The sequence below is a fragment of the uncultured Massilia sp. genome, from assembly GCF_913773735.1.
In the GTDB taxonomy this organism is placed as follows: Bacteria; Pseudomonadota; Gammaproteobacteria; order Burkholderiales; family Burkholderiaceae_D; genus Telluria.
In genome coordinates, this window is record NZ_CAJYEB010000014.1 from 14,247 (window position 1) to 28,925 (window position 14,679).

The following is a 14,679-nucleotide window of genomic DNA, read 5'->3' on the forward strand; positions in this document are numbered from 1 at the left end:
CGCGCAGGCGCTGTCCACCATGAAGACTCACACCGTGCGCCGCTCCCCCCGGAAGCGCCGGATCGCCGCATTCACCATGCCCTCGGCGCTGCCCTGGCGCTCGACCTGGCCGCGCAGGAAGCTGGCGTCGTTGCCGTCCGTGGCCGCCGCGGCGATGTGCGCGAGCGCGTCCATGCCGCCCAGCGCCTCGGCGTCGGGCGCGACGAGGTTGGCGGTGGCGAGGATGTCGTCGCGGATCGCGATCGCCTCGTAGGTCCTGGGGTGCGTGATCACGCCGTCCAGGCCGAAGCGGCTGGCCTGGAAGCGGTTGTAGTTGTAGACCAGGTAGTCGTCCTCGCACGGCGCCTCGCCGGCGCCCGTGTCGCGGCGCGCCAGCAGGTGGCGGCAGATCGCCTGCAGGTAGGCGGCCAGCGCCGCCGCCCGCTCCACGCTCAAGGGCGTGTCGCACACGCGCAGCTCGATGGTGCCGTACTCGGGCTTGGGCCGCAGGTCCCAGTAGAAATCCTTCATGCTGCGGATGATGTTGGTGCGCTCCATCTTGGCGAAGTAGACGTTGGCGAAGTCGTCCCAGCGCAGGGTGAACGGCGCCCGCCCGCTCATCGGGAAGGCGAACACGGAGTTCAGGCGCGCCGAGTCGAAGCCGCTGTCGTGGCCCTGCACGAACGGCGACGAGGCCGACAGCGCGATGAAGTGCGGGATGTAGCGCGACAGCGCATGCAGCAGGTACAGCGCGTCGTCGCCGCTGGCGCAGCCGATGTGCACGTGCTGGCCGAACACGGTGAACTGCTTGGCCAGGTAGCCGTACAGCGACGACAGTTCCTGGAAGCGCTGCTTGGACGAGATGCGCTGCTCCGACCAGTGCTGGAACGGGTGCGTGCCGCCGCCGGCGATGCCGATGTTGAGCACGTCGCTGGCGGCGACCAGCGTGTCGCGGATCTCGAGCAGCTCGGCCAGCAGCGGGCCGTAGGACGTGTGCACGCTCGAATTGATCTCGATCATGCTCTCCGTGATCTCGGGCGTGACGTTGCCCGGGAACGGCTTGCGCCGCAGCAGGTGCAGCAAGTCCGTGCTGGCGGGCGTCAGGTCGAAGTCGGACAGGCTGACGAGCTGCAGTTCCAGCTCGACCCCGAAGGTCAGTGCCTGCGAGCTGGCGAAGGCTTCAAGCGGCATGGCGGTCCTCCGTTTCCGGCGCCTCGCGCGCCCATACCAGCGCGCGCTGCAGCAGGATGGGGCCGAACACCTCGAGCAGCATGGTGACGGCGGCGACGGCGCGCAATTCCTCGACCACCTGGATGCCGGCCAGGCGCGCGTGCTCGAGCAGCATGACGACGAACACCGACAGCGGCACCAGCGCCACGCCGGTGAGCGCGCCCTTGCGCCACGAGATGCCGGACAGGTGGGCGAAGGCCATCACGCCCAGCGTCTTGGCCGCCAGGCGCGCCACGACCAGGGCCAGCGCCAGCGCGCCGCCGGCCCAGACCTTTTGCCAGTCGAGGGTCGAGGCGGCGAACACGAACAGCACCACGGTCAGCAGTTCGCCGAGCGCGCCGAAATTGCGCTGCGCCTGGCTGAAGGCGACGCGGCGGTGGCGCGCCATCAGGCCGAACGCCAGCGCCGCCACCACCGGCGACAGGCCCAGCGTGAAGGTGATCGACACCAGCAGGATCACGGCCAGCGCGAACGCCACGGTCGCATCCTGGGCCAGCTTGCCGAGCAGGCGCAGCACGGCCGGCACGACCAGGCCGAACACGACGCCCGTGAACGCCGACACGCCCAGCACGACCAAGCTGTTCCACAGGGCTTCGCCGACGTCCTCGAAGGTGCGGAAGATCCACAGGCCGACGGTGGCGTTGAAGGCGAACACGGCCAGCACGCAGTTCAGCGCGCACAGGTGCATGGCGCGCTCGGTCACCTGGCCCGAGCTGCGCTGCTCGTTGATCACGCGCACCAGCGTCGCCGGCGACGTCGCCATCGACAGCGAGGCCAGCATCAGCGCATTGATGTCGGAGGCGCCGAACCCGTCCGCGACCAGGTAGACCACGACGAAGGTCAATAGCGCCTCGGCCAGGCCGGCCACGCCGATCCAGGGATTGTTGCGCAGCCAGCGCAGGTTGATGCGGTAGCCCAGTTCGAACAGCACGAGGCCGAACGCCACGTCGGCCAGCAGCAGCATCGGACCGACGCCCGGCGGCGGCAGCACGCCCACCTGGGGCGCCGCCAGCACGAAGCCCACGAGGCCGTAGAAACTGATGCGCGGCAGTCCGGTCCAGCGCTGGCCGAATTCGCCCACCAGCCAGGCGACGGTGATGGCGAACGGCCAGGCAAGACTGGTCAGGATGGCCAGCAATTCAGGCATGCCTTTCCCCTCTCGTATTTGTCAAAAATGCATGTTCGGTGTCCGAGCCGATTCTACAAGAGGGGGCCGTGCGCACGATTGCGTGTAGGAATGGCGGAAGAGGGCGGCTTGCGCTCGGCTAAAATGACGGGTTTTACGACGCCGGATCGCCTTCATGAACAAGCCCGCACCGCCCCCCGCCGCCCCTTCCACGCGCCCGCAGATCGGGCTGACCGCGCAACTGCTGACCGGCCTGGGCATGTGCGTCGTCGCCGCGCCCTTCATCTGGCTGCAGAAGGACCCGAAGGCCGTGTTCACGGGACCGGTGCCGATCCTGTCGCAACTGCTGGTGGGGCACGTGCTGGCGCTGGTCGCGGCGCTCGCGTCCTACGCGCTGTTCCGCCTGACGAAGGAGTCGGCCTCGACGGCGCGCACGGTCGAGACCTATGCGCGCCTGGACCTGCGCGGCCTGAATCCGCTGTGGATCAGCATCGCTGCGGCGGTCGGCGAGGAGATGCTGTTCCGCGCCGCGCTGCAGCCGTTCGTGGGCGTGTGGATCGCGTCGCTGCTGTTCGTCGCGACGCACGTGCCGGTGTACCGCTTCCGCAAGCTGGACCGGGCCACGCTGGTGCAGGCGGGCGGGATCTTCTTGTGCAGCGTGGTGCTCGGCTTCGTGTTCGCGCGCGTGGGGCTGGTGGCGGCGATGCTGGTGCACCTGTGGATCGACGTGGTGGGGCTGCTCGCCGTGCGCAGCATGCTCCAGCGGCGCGCCATTTGATCCGGCATGGTGCGCACGGGGTGGGCACCCTACGGAGGGGGCAGCGTCCGGTTTTGTTTTTCAACGGGCTCTGCCCCCGGTGTTTGCCGGAGCCCGTAGGGTGCGCACCCCGTGCGCACCAGATGCATGCAGGCCAGCGGCCTATTTGCTCAATAAACGCATCGCCCGCTCCAACCCGTCCAGGGTCACCGGAAACATGCGCCCGCCCACGATCTGCCGGACGATCGACACCGATTGCCGGTACTGCCACAGGTGTTCCGGCTCGGGATTGAGCCAGGCGAACTTCGGGAACGCCGCGCAGCAGCGCGCCAGCCATTCGGCGCCGGCCTCGTCGTTGTCGTACTCGACCGACCCGTGCGGGGCCAGGATCTCGTAGGGGCTCATGGTGGCGTCGCCGACGAAGATCAGGCGCGTGTCGGGCGGGTAGGTGCGCAGCACGTCCCAGGTCGGGAAGCGCTCGGCGTGGCGGCGGCGGTTGTTCTTCCACAGGTAGTCGTAGACGCAGTTGTGGAAGTAGAAGAAGTCCATGTGCCTGAACTCGCTCTTCGCCGCCGAGAACAGTTCCTCGGTGCGCTCGACGTGGTCGTCCATGCTGCCGCCCACGTCCAGCAGCATCAGCACCTTGATGCGGTTGCGCCGCTCCGGCTGCATGCGGATGTCGAGCCAGCCGGCGTTGTTCGCGGTCGAGCGGATCGTCTCGTCCAGCGCCAGCTCATCAAGGGCGCCGTGGCGCGCGAAGCGGCGCAGGCGGCGCAGCGCCACCTTGACGTTGCGGATGCCCAGCTCGCGCTCGCCGTCGTAGTCGCGGTAGCTGCGCTGCTCCCACACCTTGACCGCGCTGCGCCGGCCGCCCTGGCCGCCGATGCGGATGCCTTCCGGATTGGCCCCGCCATTGCCGAACGCCGACGTGCCGCCGGTGCCGATCCACTTGCTGCCGCCTTCGTGGCGCTCCTTCTGTTCTTCCAGCAGTTCCCGCAGGCGCGCCATCAGCTTGTCGTAGCCGAGCTTGTGCAGCTGCGCCTTCTGCTCCGGCGTCAGCTCGCGTTCCAGGCGTTTCAGCAACCAGTCGAGCGGGATCTCGGCCCTGGTATCGAACACCGCGTCGATGCCCTTGAAATAGGCGCCGAACGCGCGGTCGAACTTGTCGAAATGGGCTTCGTCCTTCACCAGCACCAGGCGCGCCAGGTGGTAGAACTCGTCCAGCGAGGGGGCGATCACCTGCCGTTCGAGCGCCTCGAGCAGGGTCAGGAACTCCTTGATCGAGACCGGGACCTTCGCGTCGCGCAGCGTGAAGAAGAAGTCGATCAGCATCGCGGCATCCCGTCACGCCGCGCGGGCGTGGCGTTCCAGGCGGTCGTGCAGGTGCGACTTGATCTCGGGCCACTCGCCGCGCACGATGCTGTACATGACGGTGTCGCGCACGGTGCCGTCGCGGCGCAGGGCCGAATGGCGGATCGTGCCGTCCTTCTTCGCGCCCAGGCGCTCGATCGCGGCCTGCGAGGCGCGATTGAAATTGTCGGTGCGCAGGCCGACGACGGCGCAGCCCAGCGTGTCGAAGGCGTGCGACAGCAGCAGCAGTTTGCAGCTGGTGTTGACGTGGCTGCGCTGGCGGCTCCTGGCGTACCAGGTCCAGCCGATCTCGACGCGGTCGACCGCGGGCACGATGTCGTGGTAGCTGGTGCTGCCGACCACGGCGTCGCTGGCGGCGTCGACGACGGCGAAGGCCAGCCGGTCCGGCATCTCGAGCGCCTTGCGGATGTAGGCATCGACGTTGTCCGGCTCCGGCACCGAGGTCACGCGCAGGTTCCACAGTTCGCCGTCGCAGGCGGCCGCGCGCAGGCCGTCGGCGTGGTGCGGGCCGAGCGGCTCCAGGCGGATGCCGTTGAACTCCAGGGTGACCGGGTCGACGCGGATCATCGGTTGTGCCTCGCCATCGCCACCAGGCGTTCGAACAGGCCGACGTCCTGTTCGTTCTTGAGCAGGGCGCCGTGCAGCGGCGGGACCACGGCGCGGGCGTCCTGGCTGCGCAGGGCCTCGGCCGGGATGTCCTCGGCCAGCAGGAGCTTGAGCCAGTCGAGGAATTCCGAGGTCGACGGCTTCTTCTTCAGGCCCGGCACCTCGCGCAGTTCGTAAAAGCTCTGCAGCGCCGCGGCCAGCAGGTCCTGCTTCAGGTGCGGGAAGTGCACCTTGACGATGTCGCCCATCGTGTCGCGGTCCGGGAACCTGATGTAGTGGAAGAAGCAGCGGCGCAGGAAGGCGTCCGGCAGGTCCTTCTCGTTGTTCGAGGTGATGATGACCAGCGGCCGGTGCCTGGCCACGACCATCTCGCGCGTCTCGTAGACGTAGAACTCCATGCGGTCCAGTTCGCGCAGCAGGTCGTTGGGGAATTCGATGTCGGCCTTGTCGATCTCGTCGATCAGCAGCACCACCGGCGCGGGGGCCGTGAAGGCCTGCCACAGCACGCCCTTGACGATGTAGTTGTGGATGTCGCGCACGCGCTCGTCGCCGAGCTGGGAATCGCGCAGGCGCGAGACGGCGTCGTATTCGTACAGGCCCTGCTGGGCCTTGGTGGTCGACTTGACGTGCCACTGCAGCAGCGGCATGCCCAGCGCGGCCGCGACTTCCTCGGCCAGCATCGTCTTGCCGGTGCCGGGCTCGCCCTTGATCAGCAGTGGCCGCGCCAGCGCGAGGGCGGCGTTGACCGCCAGTTTCAGGTCGTCGGTGGCGACGTAGTGGTCGCTGCCTGCGAAGCGTGGTGCGGCGTTCGGGGCGGTCATGGGTCGGCGCGGTAGTGGGAAAATGCCATCGAGTATATGCCAAACGCCCGGCGCCGCGCCCGCGGGCGGGAGATTGTTGCTTTGTAGACTGTGCCATGGTTCTCATATAGAATCGGCCAGTCGTAGTACAAATGCTAAGTTTTTGTGCAGTTGCGGTATTCGAACCACCCTAACGATTGCCAACCATGAAAAATTCTTTAGCAGTACTCGCGTTCGGCGCCGCCCTCACCGGCGCCGGCGCAGCGGACGCGGCGGACATCGTCGCCAATCCGAAGGCGGCGCCGAACAAGATCGAGCAATGCATCGGCTGCCACGGCATTCCCGGTTACAAGGCGACGTTCCCCGAGGTCTACCAGGTTCCCATGATCGGCGGCCAGTCCGCCAAGTACATCGAAGCAGCGCTGAACGCCTACAAGAAGGGCGACCGCCGCCATCCGTCGATGCAGGGCATCGCCGCCAGCCTGTCCGACCAGGACATCGCCGACATCGCCGCCTATTATTCGCAGCAGACCCCGGCCAGCCCGAAATAAGAATGCGAGGAGGAGACGCCATGAAGAACACGATGCTCGCGCTGGCTTTCGGAGCGCTGTCCATGAACGCCGTCGCGGCGTCCGGCGATGTCGCCAACGGCGAAGCGCTGGCCAAGAAATACAATTGCGCGTCCTGCCACGGCGCCGACTACAAGACCCCGATCGACCCCACCTACCCGAAGCTGGCCGGCCAGCACGCCGACTACCTCAAGCACGCGCTGGCCGCTTACAAGCGCGGCGGCAAGGTGATCAACGGCCGCAACAACGCCATCATGGCCGGCATGGCCCAGCCGCTGTCCGACAAGGACATGGCGGACATCGCGGCCTACCTGCACGGCCTGCCGGGGCCGCTGGTGGTGCGGCGCTAAGCAGCCACGTCGCCCCGGCGCAGGCCGGGGTCCAAGTTCGTGGCGTGCCTGCAGATTGGGTCCCGGCCTGCGCCGGGACGACGCCGTCAGCGCACCCGCTTGCGCACGCACTCCACATAGCCCTGGGCATCCGGCGGCAGGCCGCTGCGCTGCGAGGCCCAGATCATCTCGCCCAGGCATTCCATGATCTCGTGGTGCGCATCGTGTTCGCCGATGCGCGCGGCCAGCGCCTCGAAGGCGGCGCGGATGCCGTGCGGCTGGTCGATCGACAGCTGCTCGGCGATCGACAGGTGCATCGACAGGTGCAGGAAGGGGTTGGCGCGGCCGCCCTCGACCGAATAGTCGCGCGCCACCGCTTCCTCGGCATCGGCCAGCTCCTCGTGGTATTCGGGGTGCTGGTCGATCCAGTCGGCCGCGATCGCGTCCATCGGGGTCAGGATCTCGCCGGCGCGGCGCTTGCGCAGGGCGTCGCAGAAGAAGCGGCGCACGTCGTGGGATGAAGGGGTGAACATGGCGGGGGCACTGGAATACGGGGGAAGGGCGTCATTGTAGCGCGATGGCGCCGTCCCCGCCGGTCGTGCCAGTGGCGACTCATGGCGCCTTGTCCGCATCCTCCGCCCTGGGGGCCGGCGCGGCCGGCGCCGCGCGCGCGCCGCACTGCGCGCGCACCGTGGCCAGCAGCGCCGCGCTTTGCGCCTGGTCGCCGCCCGCCGCATACCACTCGGCCATGTAGCCGTTGGCCTGGCAGCTGCGCTGCGCGGCGAACTGCCGGTCCCGGCCGGCTTCGTCGAGCAGGCGCGCGGCGTCGATCTTGCCGAGGTAGAAGCGCGCCAGCGGCTGCGGCCAGTCGTCCTGGTGCTGCTTGTCGAGCGCGGTCGCGAGTTCCTTGCGCGCCAGCTCGGGTTCGCCGTTGCGCACGCGCGCGTTGTACAGCCACAGCGGACCGAAGCCCTCGGCGGGCAACTGGTCGAGGGCCTTGCGCAGCAGCGGGATGGCGTCGGCCGGATGGCCGGCCAGCAGGCGCTGGCGTCCCAGCGCCAGGTTGGCGTGCGGCTGGCCGGCGGCCGCGGCTTTTTCCAGCCAGGACCTGGCCAGCTGCGGATCGCGCGGCGCGCCGCGTCCGGCGCCGTACATCATGGCCAGCGTGTACTGGGCGTCGGGGTTGCCGTTGTCCGCCTCTTCCTGCATCCACGGCTCGAGCGAGGTCCCGCGCGTGAACACGTCGCCGCCCAGGTAGGCGATGTAGAGCTTGCGCTGGCTCATCGCGAACAGGACGCGGTGGCTGCGCAGGAAATCCTGGCCCAGGTACAGGTCGGCATCGTCCACGCCCTGCGCATCGACGACGTGCAGCTCGGCGTCGCGGACGGTCTCGTCGCCGATTTCCACCGCGTCGACCCTGGCCGCCCAGCTGGCCGCGCGCCCGGCGCCCACGCCGCCGCTGTCGCCCAGGCGCGTCACGCCGGGGCCGCCGGCGTCGACGTCGATGCCGATGCGCCTGGCGGCGCGCCGGGTCATCAGGCTGCGGTGGGCGCCCGTGTCGATCAGCGCTTCCAGTTCCTTGCCGTTGACCTTGACCGTGAAGTGCGGGTTCGGGCTGTTCGACAGGCTGCGCACGAACGGCACCGCGAACGTGTGCTCCGGCCATACCTTGAGCGGCACGCCGGAACAGTCCCTGGGACGGAAGAAGCGCAGCTGGCGCGCGCGCAGGTCGACCTCGAAGTCGGCCTGCAGCAGGAAGGGCGCGCCGACGATCCCGTCGTAGCTGGGCGGCGAGGTCATCTCGTAGACGACGCCCACGTTGACGCTGCGGCGGCTCTGCACCGGACCGATGGCGAACTGCTCCAGCCGCGTCGAATACAGCCGCGTCAGGCCGCCGAAGCCCTCGGCATGGCGGCCGGTCATCAGCAGCACCAGGTCGCGCCGCGCCACGCCGGTCATCGTCAGGACGGTGTCGAAGGCGCCGGTATCGACCAGCATGGTGGCCGGCGTGCCGTCGATGCTGCCGTCGACGGCCGGCGCCAGGCCCAGGCCGACGTAGCGCACCGGCAGCCTGGCCAGCTCGACATAGATGCAGCCGGTCGGCTCGGCCGCCAGGGCGGAAAACGGCAGGGCGGGGAACAGCAGGGTGGCCAGCAGCAGGGGCAGGCGTCGTTTCACGGCAGGTGTCCTTCGATGGGTGACTCGCTCGAGGACGATTCTATCGAGCGCGAGCGCGAAAAGTCTCTTCAAATGTCACAATGCCGCGCAGCGAAGAGGAATTGCCAATTGGAAATAAAAAAGGCAAGCGCCGTCACTCCCGTGACGGGCTTGCCTGTCCATCGCGTCGCCGTCGCGCGGCGTCAATCCTTGCCGCGTGCCAGCTCCAGCTTCGCGCTGACGGCGGCGTCGGCGATGACCTTGCTGGCCGCCACCACCACCTTGCTGCCGCCACCCTGGCCGCGCCGCTCGTGCGGCTGGCGCAGGTAGCGCGATCCCTGGCGCCGTTCCTGGCCGTTGGGCGGCCAGGTCAGGAAGCGCGACAGTTCCTGCAGCGCGCGCTGGTAGACGTCGCGCTTGAACTCGATGACCACGTCCAGCGGCACCCAGTAGTCGTGCCAGCGCCAGGCATCGAATTCGGGATGGTCGGTCAGGCGCAGGTTGACGTCGTTGTCGCGCGCGACCATGCGCAGCAGGAACCAGATCTGCTTCTGGCCGCGGTAGTGACCGCGCACTTCGCGCTTGATGAAGTGGTCGGGCACTTCGTAGCGCAACCAGTCGCGGGTCCGTCCCACGATCCTGACGTGCTCCTGGCGCAAGCCGATTTCTTCCTCGAGCTCGCGGTACATCGCCTGCTCCGGCGTCTCGCCGTATTTGATACCTCCTTGCGGAAATTGCCATGAGTGCTCGCGCACCCGCTTGCCCCACCAAACTTCGTTGTTGGCATTCAGCAGGATGATGCCGACGTTGGGGCGAAACCCTTCACGATCGAGCATGATTCACCTCGAAACTTTCTGCCGGCCTTGCTCTTGTATTTCTACTTATAAATCCATCGGGCCTTGCCAAACCTGCTACGCGTTGCATTTCCGGCCTGCGATGCTCGCCGTACGGTCGTACGGCTGCGCTTCTCGGCCGGAACTGCTGCCGCTCGCTACGGTTTTTCAAGGCCCGCCTGGGTACCTCTGCCGTTTACCCGCACAGGAACAACGGCATGCACCCCTGTTTCGGACCCATTTGTATAAAGATTGGATGCATCGGCCGGCTAATCCTTTAAAATTAGGTCGATTATAACCCTCTCTTTTTAAAAAGAATTCATCGATATGCGCGCCTCACGATTTTTTATTTCAACGCTCAAGGAAGCCCCGTCCGACGCCGAGATCGTCAGCCACAAGCTGATGATGCGCGCCGGGATGATCAAGCGCATCGGCTCGGGTATCTATACCTACATGCCGATGGGCCTGCGCGTCATCCGCAAGGTGGAAGCCATCATCCGCGAAGAAATGAACGAGGCGGGCGCCATCGAGCTGCTGATGCCGCTGGTACAGCCGGCCGAACTGTGGCAGGAAACGGGCCGCTGGGACAAGATGGGGGCCGAACTGCTGCGCCTCAAGGATCGCCATGGCCGTGACTTCGCGCTGCAGCCGACCTCCGAGGAAGTCGTCACCGACGTGGTGCGCAGCGAGATCAAGTCGTATCGCCAGCTGCCGGTCAACTTCTACCACATCCAGACCAAGTTCCGCGACGAGCGCCGCCCGCGCTTCGGCCTGATGCGCGGCCGCGAGTTCACCATGAAGGACGCCTATTCCTTCGACCGCGACGTGGCGGGCATGCAGGTGTCGTACCAGACCATGTTCGACGCCTACGTGAAGATCTTCACCCGCTTCGGCCTGAAGTTCCGCGCCGTCGCCGCCGACAACGGCGCCATCGGCGGCACCGGCTCGCACGAGTTCCACGTGATCGCCGGCACCGGCGAGGACGCGCTGGTGTACTGCCCGACCTCCGACTACGCCGCCAACATGGAAGCGGCGGAAGCGCCGGCGCTGTCGGCCGCGCGCGGCGCCGCCACGCAGGCACTGGCCAAGGTGTCGACCCCGGGCACCACCAAGTGCGAGGCCGTCGCCAAGCTGCTGGGCATCGGCCTGGACAAGACCGTCAAGTCGATCGCGCTGACGGCCGAGAAGGAAGTCGACGGCAAGGTGGTCAAGGAAAACTGGCTGCTGCTGCTGCGCGGCGACCACGAGCTGAACGAAGTCAAGGTCTCGAAGATCCCCGGCCTGGGCGCGTTCCGCTTCGCCACCGAAGCCGAGATCCTGGAAGCCTACGGCAGCGTGCCGGGCTACCTGGGCCCGATCGGCGCGCAGCAACCGGTCACCGTGGTGGCCGACCGCACCGTCGCCAACATGGCCGATTTCGTGTGCGGCGCCAACGCGGCCGACTACCACTACACCGGCGCCAACTGGGGCCGCGACCTGCCGGAGCCCGTCGTCGCCGACCTGCGCAACGTGGTCGAGGGCGACGCTGCGCCGGACGGCAAGGGCGTGCTGGCGATCGAGCGCGGCATCGAGGTGGGCCACGTGTTCCAGCTCGGCACCGCGTATTCGGCCGCGATGAACGCCGTTTACCTGGACGAGAAGGGCCAGCCGGCCCCGATGCAGATGGGCTGCTACGGCATCGGCGTGACCCGCATCCTGGGCGCCGCCATCGAGCAGAACTTCGACGACAAGGGCATCGTCTGGCCGGACGCCATCGCGCCGTTCGAACTGGTGCTGTGCCCGATGGGCTACGACCGCAGCGAGCTGGTGAAGGCGGAAACCGACCGCCTGTACGCCGCGCTGCTGGCGGCGGGCGTCGACGTCATCGTCGACGACCGCGGCCTGCGTCCGGGCGCCATGTTCGCCGACTGGGAACTGGTGGGCGTGCCGCACCGCGTCGTCATCGGCGAGCGCGGCCTCAAGGAAGGCAACCTGGAATACCAGGGCCGCCGCGATGCCGAGGCCACGGCCGTCCCGGCCGCCGACATGGTGGCATTCGTCAAAGGCAAGCTGGGCAAGTAATGGCCGCGCAGTCGATCCGCCGGGCCTGCGCCCGGCTCGGCCCGGCGTTGCTGGCCGCCGCATTGATGAGCGGCGGCGCGGCCCACGCCGGCAACCAGAAAGAGGAGGCGATGGCCGACTCGGTGCGGCTGGCGCTGGAGCGCGCCATCAACGACGGTCGTCCGCCGCAACCGGTGTTCCGCGACGAGACCGCGCGCGCGCGCTACCGCCAATGGTTCGACGCGATGTCGGCGCGCCTCAAGCGCCGCCTGCCGGACGAGCAGACGCGCACCGAGTTCCTCGAGTCGGCCTGGTACGAGGCCACGCGCGCGGGACTCGATCCGGGCCTGGTGCTGGGCCTGATCCAGGTCGAATCGGCCTACCGCAAGTACGCGGTGTCGGTCGCCGGCGCGCGCGGCTACATGCAGGTGATGCCGTTCTGGACCCGGGTGATCGGCGACGCCAACCGGCGCGCGCTGTTCGACATGCAGACCAACCTGCGCTACGGCTGCTCGATCCTGCGCATGTACATCGACATGGAAGGCGGCAACCTGTACCTGGCCCTGGGCCGCTACAACGGCAGCCGCGGCAAGCCCGATTATCCGAACGCGGTGCTGGCGGCGTGGCGCAACTGGGAATTCAAGGCGCAGCAAGGCGCGACCAGCGCGGTCGCGTCGCGGTAGCGCCAGGGGTCAGAGCCCGGTGTTGATTTCCAGGGGCTCTGACCCCGGTTTCCATTGTTGGCGCATGCACATCGTGCGCGCCCCCACCGCCAAAACAAAAAACCCCGGCAATCCGGGGTTTTTCGTCACTTGGCCAGCGGGGCAGCCGGTCGTTCTTGCTTGTTATTTGAGGTGATCGGAGATCAGCTTGGTCATCTCGAACATCGACACCTGGGCCTTGCCGCCGAAGACCGCCTTCAGCTTGTCGTCGGCATTGATCATGCGCTTGTTGGCCGCGTCCTGCAGGTTCTGCTTCTTGATGTACTCCCAGACTTTCTTGGTCACTTCGGTGCGCGGCAGCGGCTTCGCGCCGACCACTTCGGCCAGCGTCGCCGACGGGGTCATTTCCTTCATGAAGGCGGCGTTCGGCTTGCGGGCCGCTGCCGGTTTTGCCGCTGCTGCTGCTTTCGGTGCTGCTGCTTTGGCAGGAGCTGCTGCCTTTTTTGCGGCAGGCTTCGCCGCCGCTGCCGGCTTGGCAGCGGCCTTCTTTGCCGGCGCTGCGGTGGTTTTTTTGGCTGTTGCCATATTCGAGCCTCCTAAACGGAACACATTGAAAATTGCGCTATGAATCGCACGGCCTATATTGGTAGGGATTTAGTGTTCGTGCAAGTCTTTTTCGAAACTTTTTCACTCTGATACGGAGGAAATCCGTGGAATGTGTTAACCACGCCGCGCAAGAGGGAAAAACCGCCATTTTCGCGGCCGCGCGCCCATGAAAAAAGCCGCGCGGGCATGGCCTCGCGCGGCTTTCGCGGAGCGCTGCGACAATCAGCGCAGGCCGGGCATCATGCCCTTCATCCCGCGCATCATCTTCATCAGGCCGCCGCCCTTGAGCTTCTTCATCATGGTGTTCATCTGGTCGTACTGGTTCAGCATGCGGTTCACTTCCTGCACCTGCACGCCGGCGCCGGCCGCGATGCGGCGCTTGCGGTTGGCCTTGATCAGTTCCGGCTTGGCGCGCTCCTGCGGCGTCATCGAGTCGATGATGCCGCACATGCGGCGCACCTGCTTCTCGGCCTGGTCCATGTTGGCGCCGCTGGCGGCTTGCTGGAACTGCGCCGGCAGCTTGTCGAGCAGGCCGGCCATGCCGCCCATCTTCTTCATCTGCGTGAGCTGGGCCTTGAAGTCGTTCATGTCGAACTTCCCGCCCGACTTGATCTTGTTGGCCATGTCGGTCGCGGCCTGCATGTCCACACCCTTGCGCGCCTCTTCGACCAGCGCCAGGATGTCGCCCATGCCCAGCACGCGGTTGGCCATCCGGGCCGGATCGAAGGCCTCGAGGCCGTCGAGCTTCTCGGACACGCCGGCGAACTTGATCGGCTTGCCGGTCACGTGGCGCACCGACAGCGCCGCGCCGCCGCGCGAGTCGCCATCGAGCTTGGTCAGCACGACGCCGGTCAGCGGCAGCGCGTCGTTGAAGGCCTTGGCCGTGTTGATGGCGTCCTGGCCGACCATGGCGTCGACGACGAACAGGGTCTCGACCGGATTGACGGCCGCGTGCACGGCGGCGATTTCCTGCATCATCGCGTCGTCGATGGCCAGGCGGCCGGCGGTGTCGATGATCAGGACGTCGTGGTAGTGCTTCTTCGCCCAGTCCAGCGCATTGCGGGCGATGTCGACCGGCTTGTCGCTGGCGGTGGACGGGAAGAAGTCGGCGCCGACCTGCTTCGTCACCGATTCCAGCTGCGCGATCGCGGCGGGGCGGTAGACGTCGGCGGAGACGGTCAGCACCTTTTTCTTCTTCTGCTCCTTCAGGTACTTGGCCAGCTTGCCGGTGGTGGTGGTCTTGCCGACACCCTGCAGGCCCGCCATCAGGATGATCGCCGGCGGCTGCTGGGCGAACGAGAGCTGGGTGGCGTCGGGGCCGAGGTCGGCGCCCATCAGGGCGGCCAGCTCCTTCTGCACCACGCCCACCAGGGCCTGGCCGGGGGAGAGCGAGCCGATGACTTCTTCGCCCAGCGCTTTTGCCTTGACGTTGGCGATGAATTCGCGCACGGCCGGCAGCGCCACGTCGGCCTCGAGCAGGGCCAGGCGCACTTCGCGCAGCATCTCGGCGGTGTTCGCTTCGGTCAGGCGCGCCTCGCCGCGCATCGTCTTGACGACCTTGGCAAGGCGTTGGGTCAGGTTATCCAGCATGTTTTACCTTTGACACTGTAAATG

Annotated in this window: 15 protein-coding genes; 5 read left to right on the forward strand and 10 right to left on the reverse strand. The window is 67.3% G+C overall.

Going from position 1 to position 14,679, the window contains the following annotated elements:
* Positions 1-27 precede the first annotated feature (27 nt).
* Positions 28-1,170 carry a YbdK family carboxylate-amine ligase gene (locus tag QZ749_RS05305; RefSeq protein WP_296944126.1) on the reverse strand — a complete coding sequence of 381 codons (1,143 nt, stop codon included), beginning with the start codon at positions 1,168-1,170 and terminating at the stop codon, positions 28-30.
* The gene (locus tag QZ749_RS05310) at positions 1,160-2,356 is read right to left on the reverse strand and encodes a cation:proton antiporter (protein WP_296944128.1); all 1,197 of its coding nucleotides are present in this window, start codon (positions 2,354-2,356) and stop codon (positions 1,160-1,162) included. Before QZ749_RS05310 ends, QZ749_RS05305 begins: the two co-directional genes overlap by 11 nt.
* Positions 2,357-2,510: 154 nt before the next feature.
* Between QZ749_RS05310 and QZ749_RS05315 the strand changes: the two genes are divergently transcribed.
* A complete protein-coding gene (locus QZ749_RS05315; RefSeq protein WP_296944131.1) occupies positions 2,511-3,113 on the forward strand; it encodes a CPBP family intramembrane glutamic endopeptidase in 603 nt (200 codons plus the stop codon).
* A gap of 141 nt (positions 3,114-3,254) precedes the next feature.
* On the opposite strand, the gene QZ749_RS05320 is transcribed toward QZ749_RS05315, so the two are convergent.
* The 3 genes from QZ749_RS05320 to QZ749_RS05330 are packed head-to-tail and all read right to left on the reverse strand — an operon-like array spanning position 3,255 to position 5,890.
* Entirely contained in the window at positions 3,255-4,424 is a 1,170-nt protein-coding gene (locus QZ749_RS05320; protein WP_296944134.1) for a VWA domain-containing protein, read from the reverse strand.
* 12 nt (positions 4,425-4,436) lie between these two features.
* Positions 4,437-5,030 carry a GNAT family N-acetyltransferase gene (locus QZ749_RS05325; protein ID WP_296944136.1) on the reverse strand — a complete coding sequence of 198 codons (594 nt, stop codon included), beginning with the start codon at positions 5,028-5,030 and terminating at the stop codon, positions 4,437-4,439.
* Positions 5,027-5,890 (reverse strand): MoxR family ATPase, encoded by an 864-nt coding sequence (locus tag QZ749_RS05330; protein WP_296944140.1) that lies wholly within the window; start codon positions 5,888-5,890, stop codon positions 5,027-5,029. The genes QZ749_RS05325 and QZ749_RS05330 overlap by 4 nt, the downstream gene beginning before the upstream one ends.
* Before the next feature lie 185 nt (positions 5,891-6,075).
* Between QZ749_RS05330 and QZ749_RS05335 the strand changes: the two genes are divergently transcribed.
* Both QZ749_RS05335 and QZ749_RS05340 read left to right on the forward strand, forming a co-directional pair.
* Entirely contained in the window at positions 6,076-6,420 is a 345-nt protein-coding gene (locus QZ749_RS05335; RefSeq protein WP_296944143.1) for a cytochrome c, read from the forward strand.
* A 20-nt stretch (positions 6,421-6,440) separates the two neighbouring features.
* On the forward strand, positions 6,441-6,788 hold the full coding sequence (locus QZ749_RS05340) for a cytochrome c (RefSeq protein WP_296944145.1): 348 nt from the start codon (positions 6,441-6,443) through the stop codon (positions 6,786-6,788).
* 86 nt (positions 6,789-6,874) lie between these two features.
* Here QZ749_RS05340 and QZ749_RS05345 read toward each other — a convergent pair whose 3' ends face one another.
* From QZ749_RS05345 to QZ749_RS05355, 3 genes are all read right to left on the reverse strand, one after another.
* Positions 6,875-7,300 (reverse strand): DUF1841 family protein, encoded by a 426-nt coding sequence (locus QZ749_RS05345; RefSeq protein ID WP_296944147.1) that lies wholly within the window; start codon positions 7,298-7,300, stop codon positions 6,875-6,877.
* Positions 7,301-7,379: 79 nt separating this feature from the next.
* On the reverse strand, positions 7,380-8,945 hold the full coding sequence (locus tag QZ749_RS05350) for a retroviral-like aspartic protease family protein (protein WP_296944149.1): 1,566 nt from the start codon (positions 8,943-8,945) through the stop codon (positions 7,380-7,382).
* A gap of 182 nt (positions 8,946-9,127) precedes the next feature.
* Entirely contained in the window at positions 9,128-9,760 is a 633-nt protein-coding gene (locus QZ749_RS05355; RefSeq protein WP_296944151.1) for an RNA pyrophosphohydrolase, read from the reverse strand.
* A gap of 324 nt (positions 9,761-10,084) precedes the next feature.
* Between QZ749_RS05355 and QZ749_RS05360 the strand changes: the two genes are divergently transcribed.
* Both QZ749_RS05360 and QZ749_RS05365 read left to right on the forward strand, forming a co-directional pair.
* Complete coding sequence (locus QZ749_RS05360) at positions 10,085-11,818, forward strand: proline--tRNA ligase (RefSeq protein ID WP_296944154.1); 1,734 nt, start codon at positions 10,085-10,087, stop codon at positions 11,816-11,818.
* Entirely contained in the window at positions 11,818-12,480 is a 663-nt protein-coding gene (locus QZ749_RS05365; protein ID WP_296944157.1) for a lytic transglycosylase domain-containing protein, read from the forward strand. The genes QZ749_RS05360 and QZ749_RS05365 overlap by 1 nt, the downstream gene beginning before the upstream one ends.
* Before the next feature lie 162 nt (positions 12,481-12,642).
* On the opposite strand, the gene QZ749_RS05370 is transcribed toward QZ749_RS05365, so the two are convergent.
* Together QZ749_RS05370 and ffh are read right to left on the reverse strand one after the other, a co-directional pair.
* Positions 12,643-13,044: an SWIB/MDM2 domain-containing protein gene (locus QZ749_RS05370; RefSeq protein WP_296944159.1), complete on the reverse strand. Its 402-nt coding sequence runs from the start codon at positions 13,042-13,044 to the stop codon at positions 12,643-12,645.
* 243 nt (positions 13,045-13,287) lie between these two features.
* Positions 13,288-14,655 (reverse strand): signal recognition particle protein, encoded by a 1,368-nt coding sequence (gene ffh, locus QZ749_RS05375; protein ID WP_296944161.1) that lies wholly within the window; start codon positions 14,653-14,655, stop codon positions 13,288-13,290.
* Between the last annotated feature and the right edge of the window lie 24 nt (positions 14,656-14,679).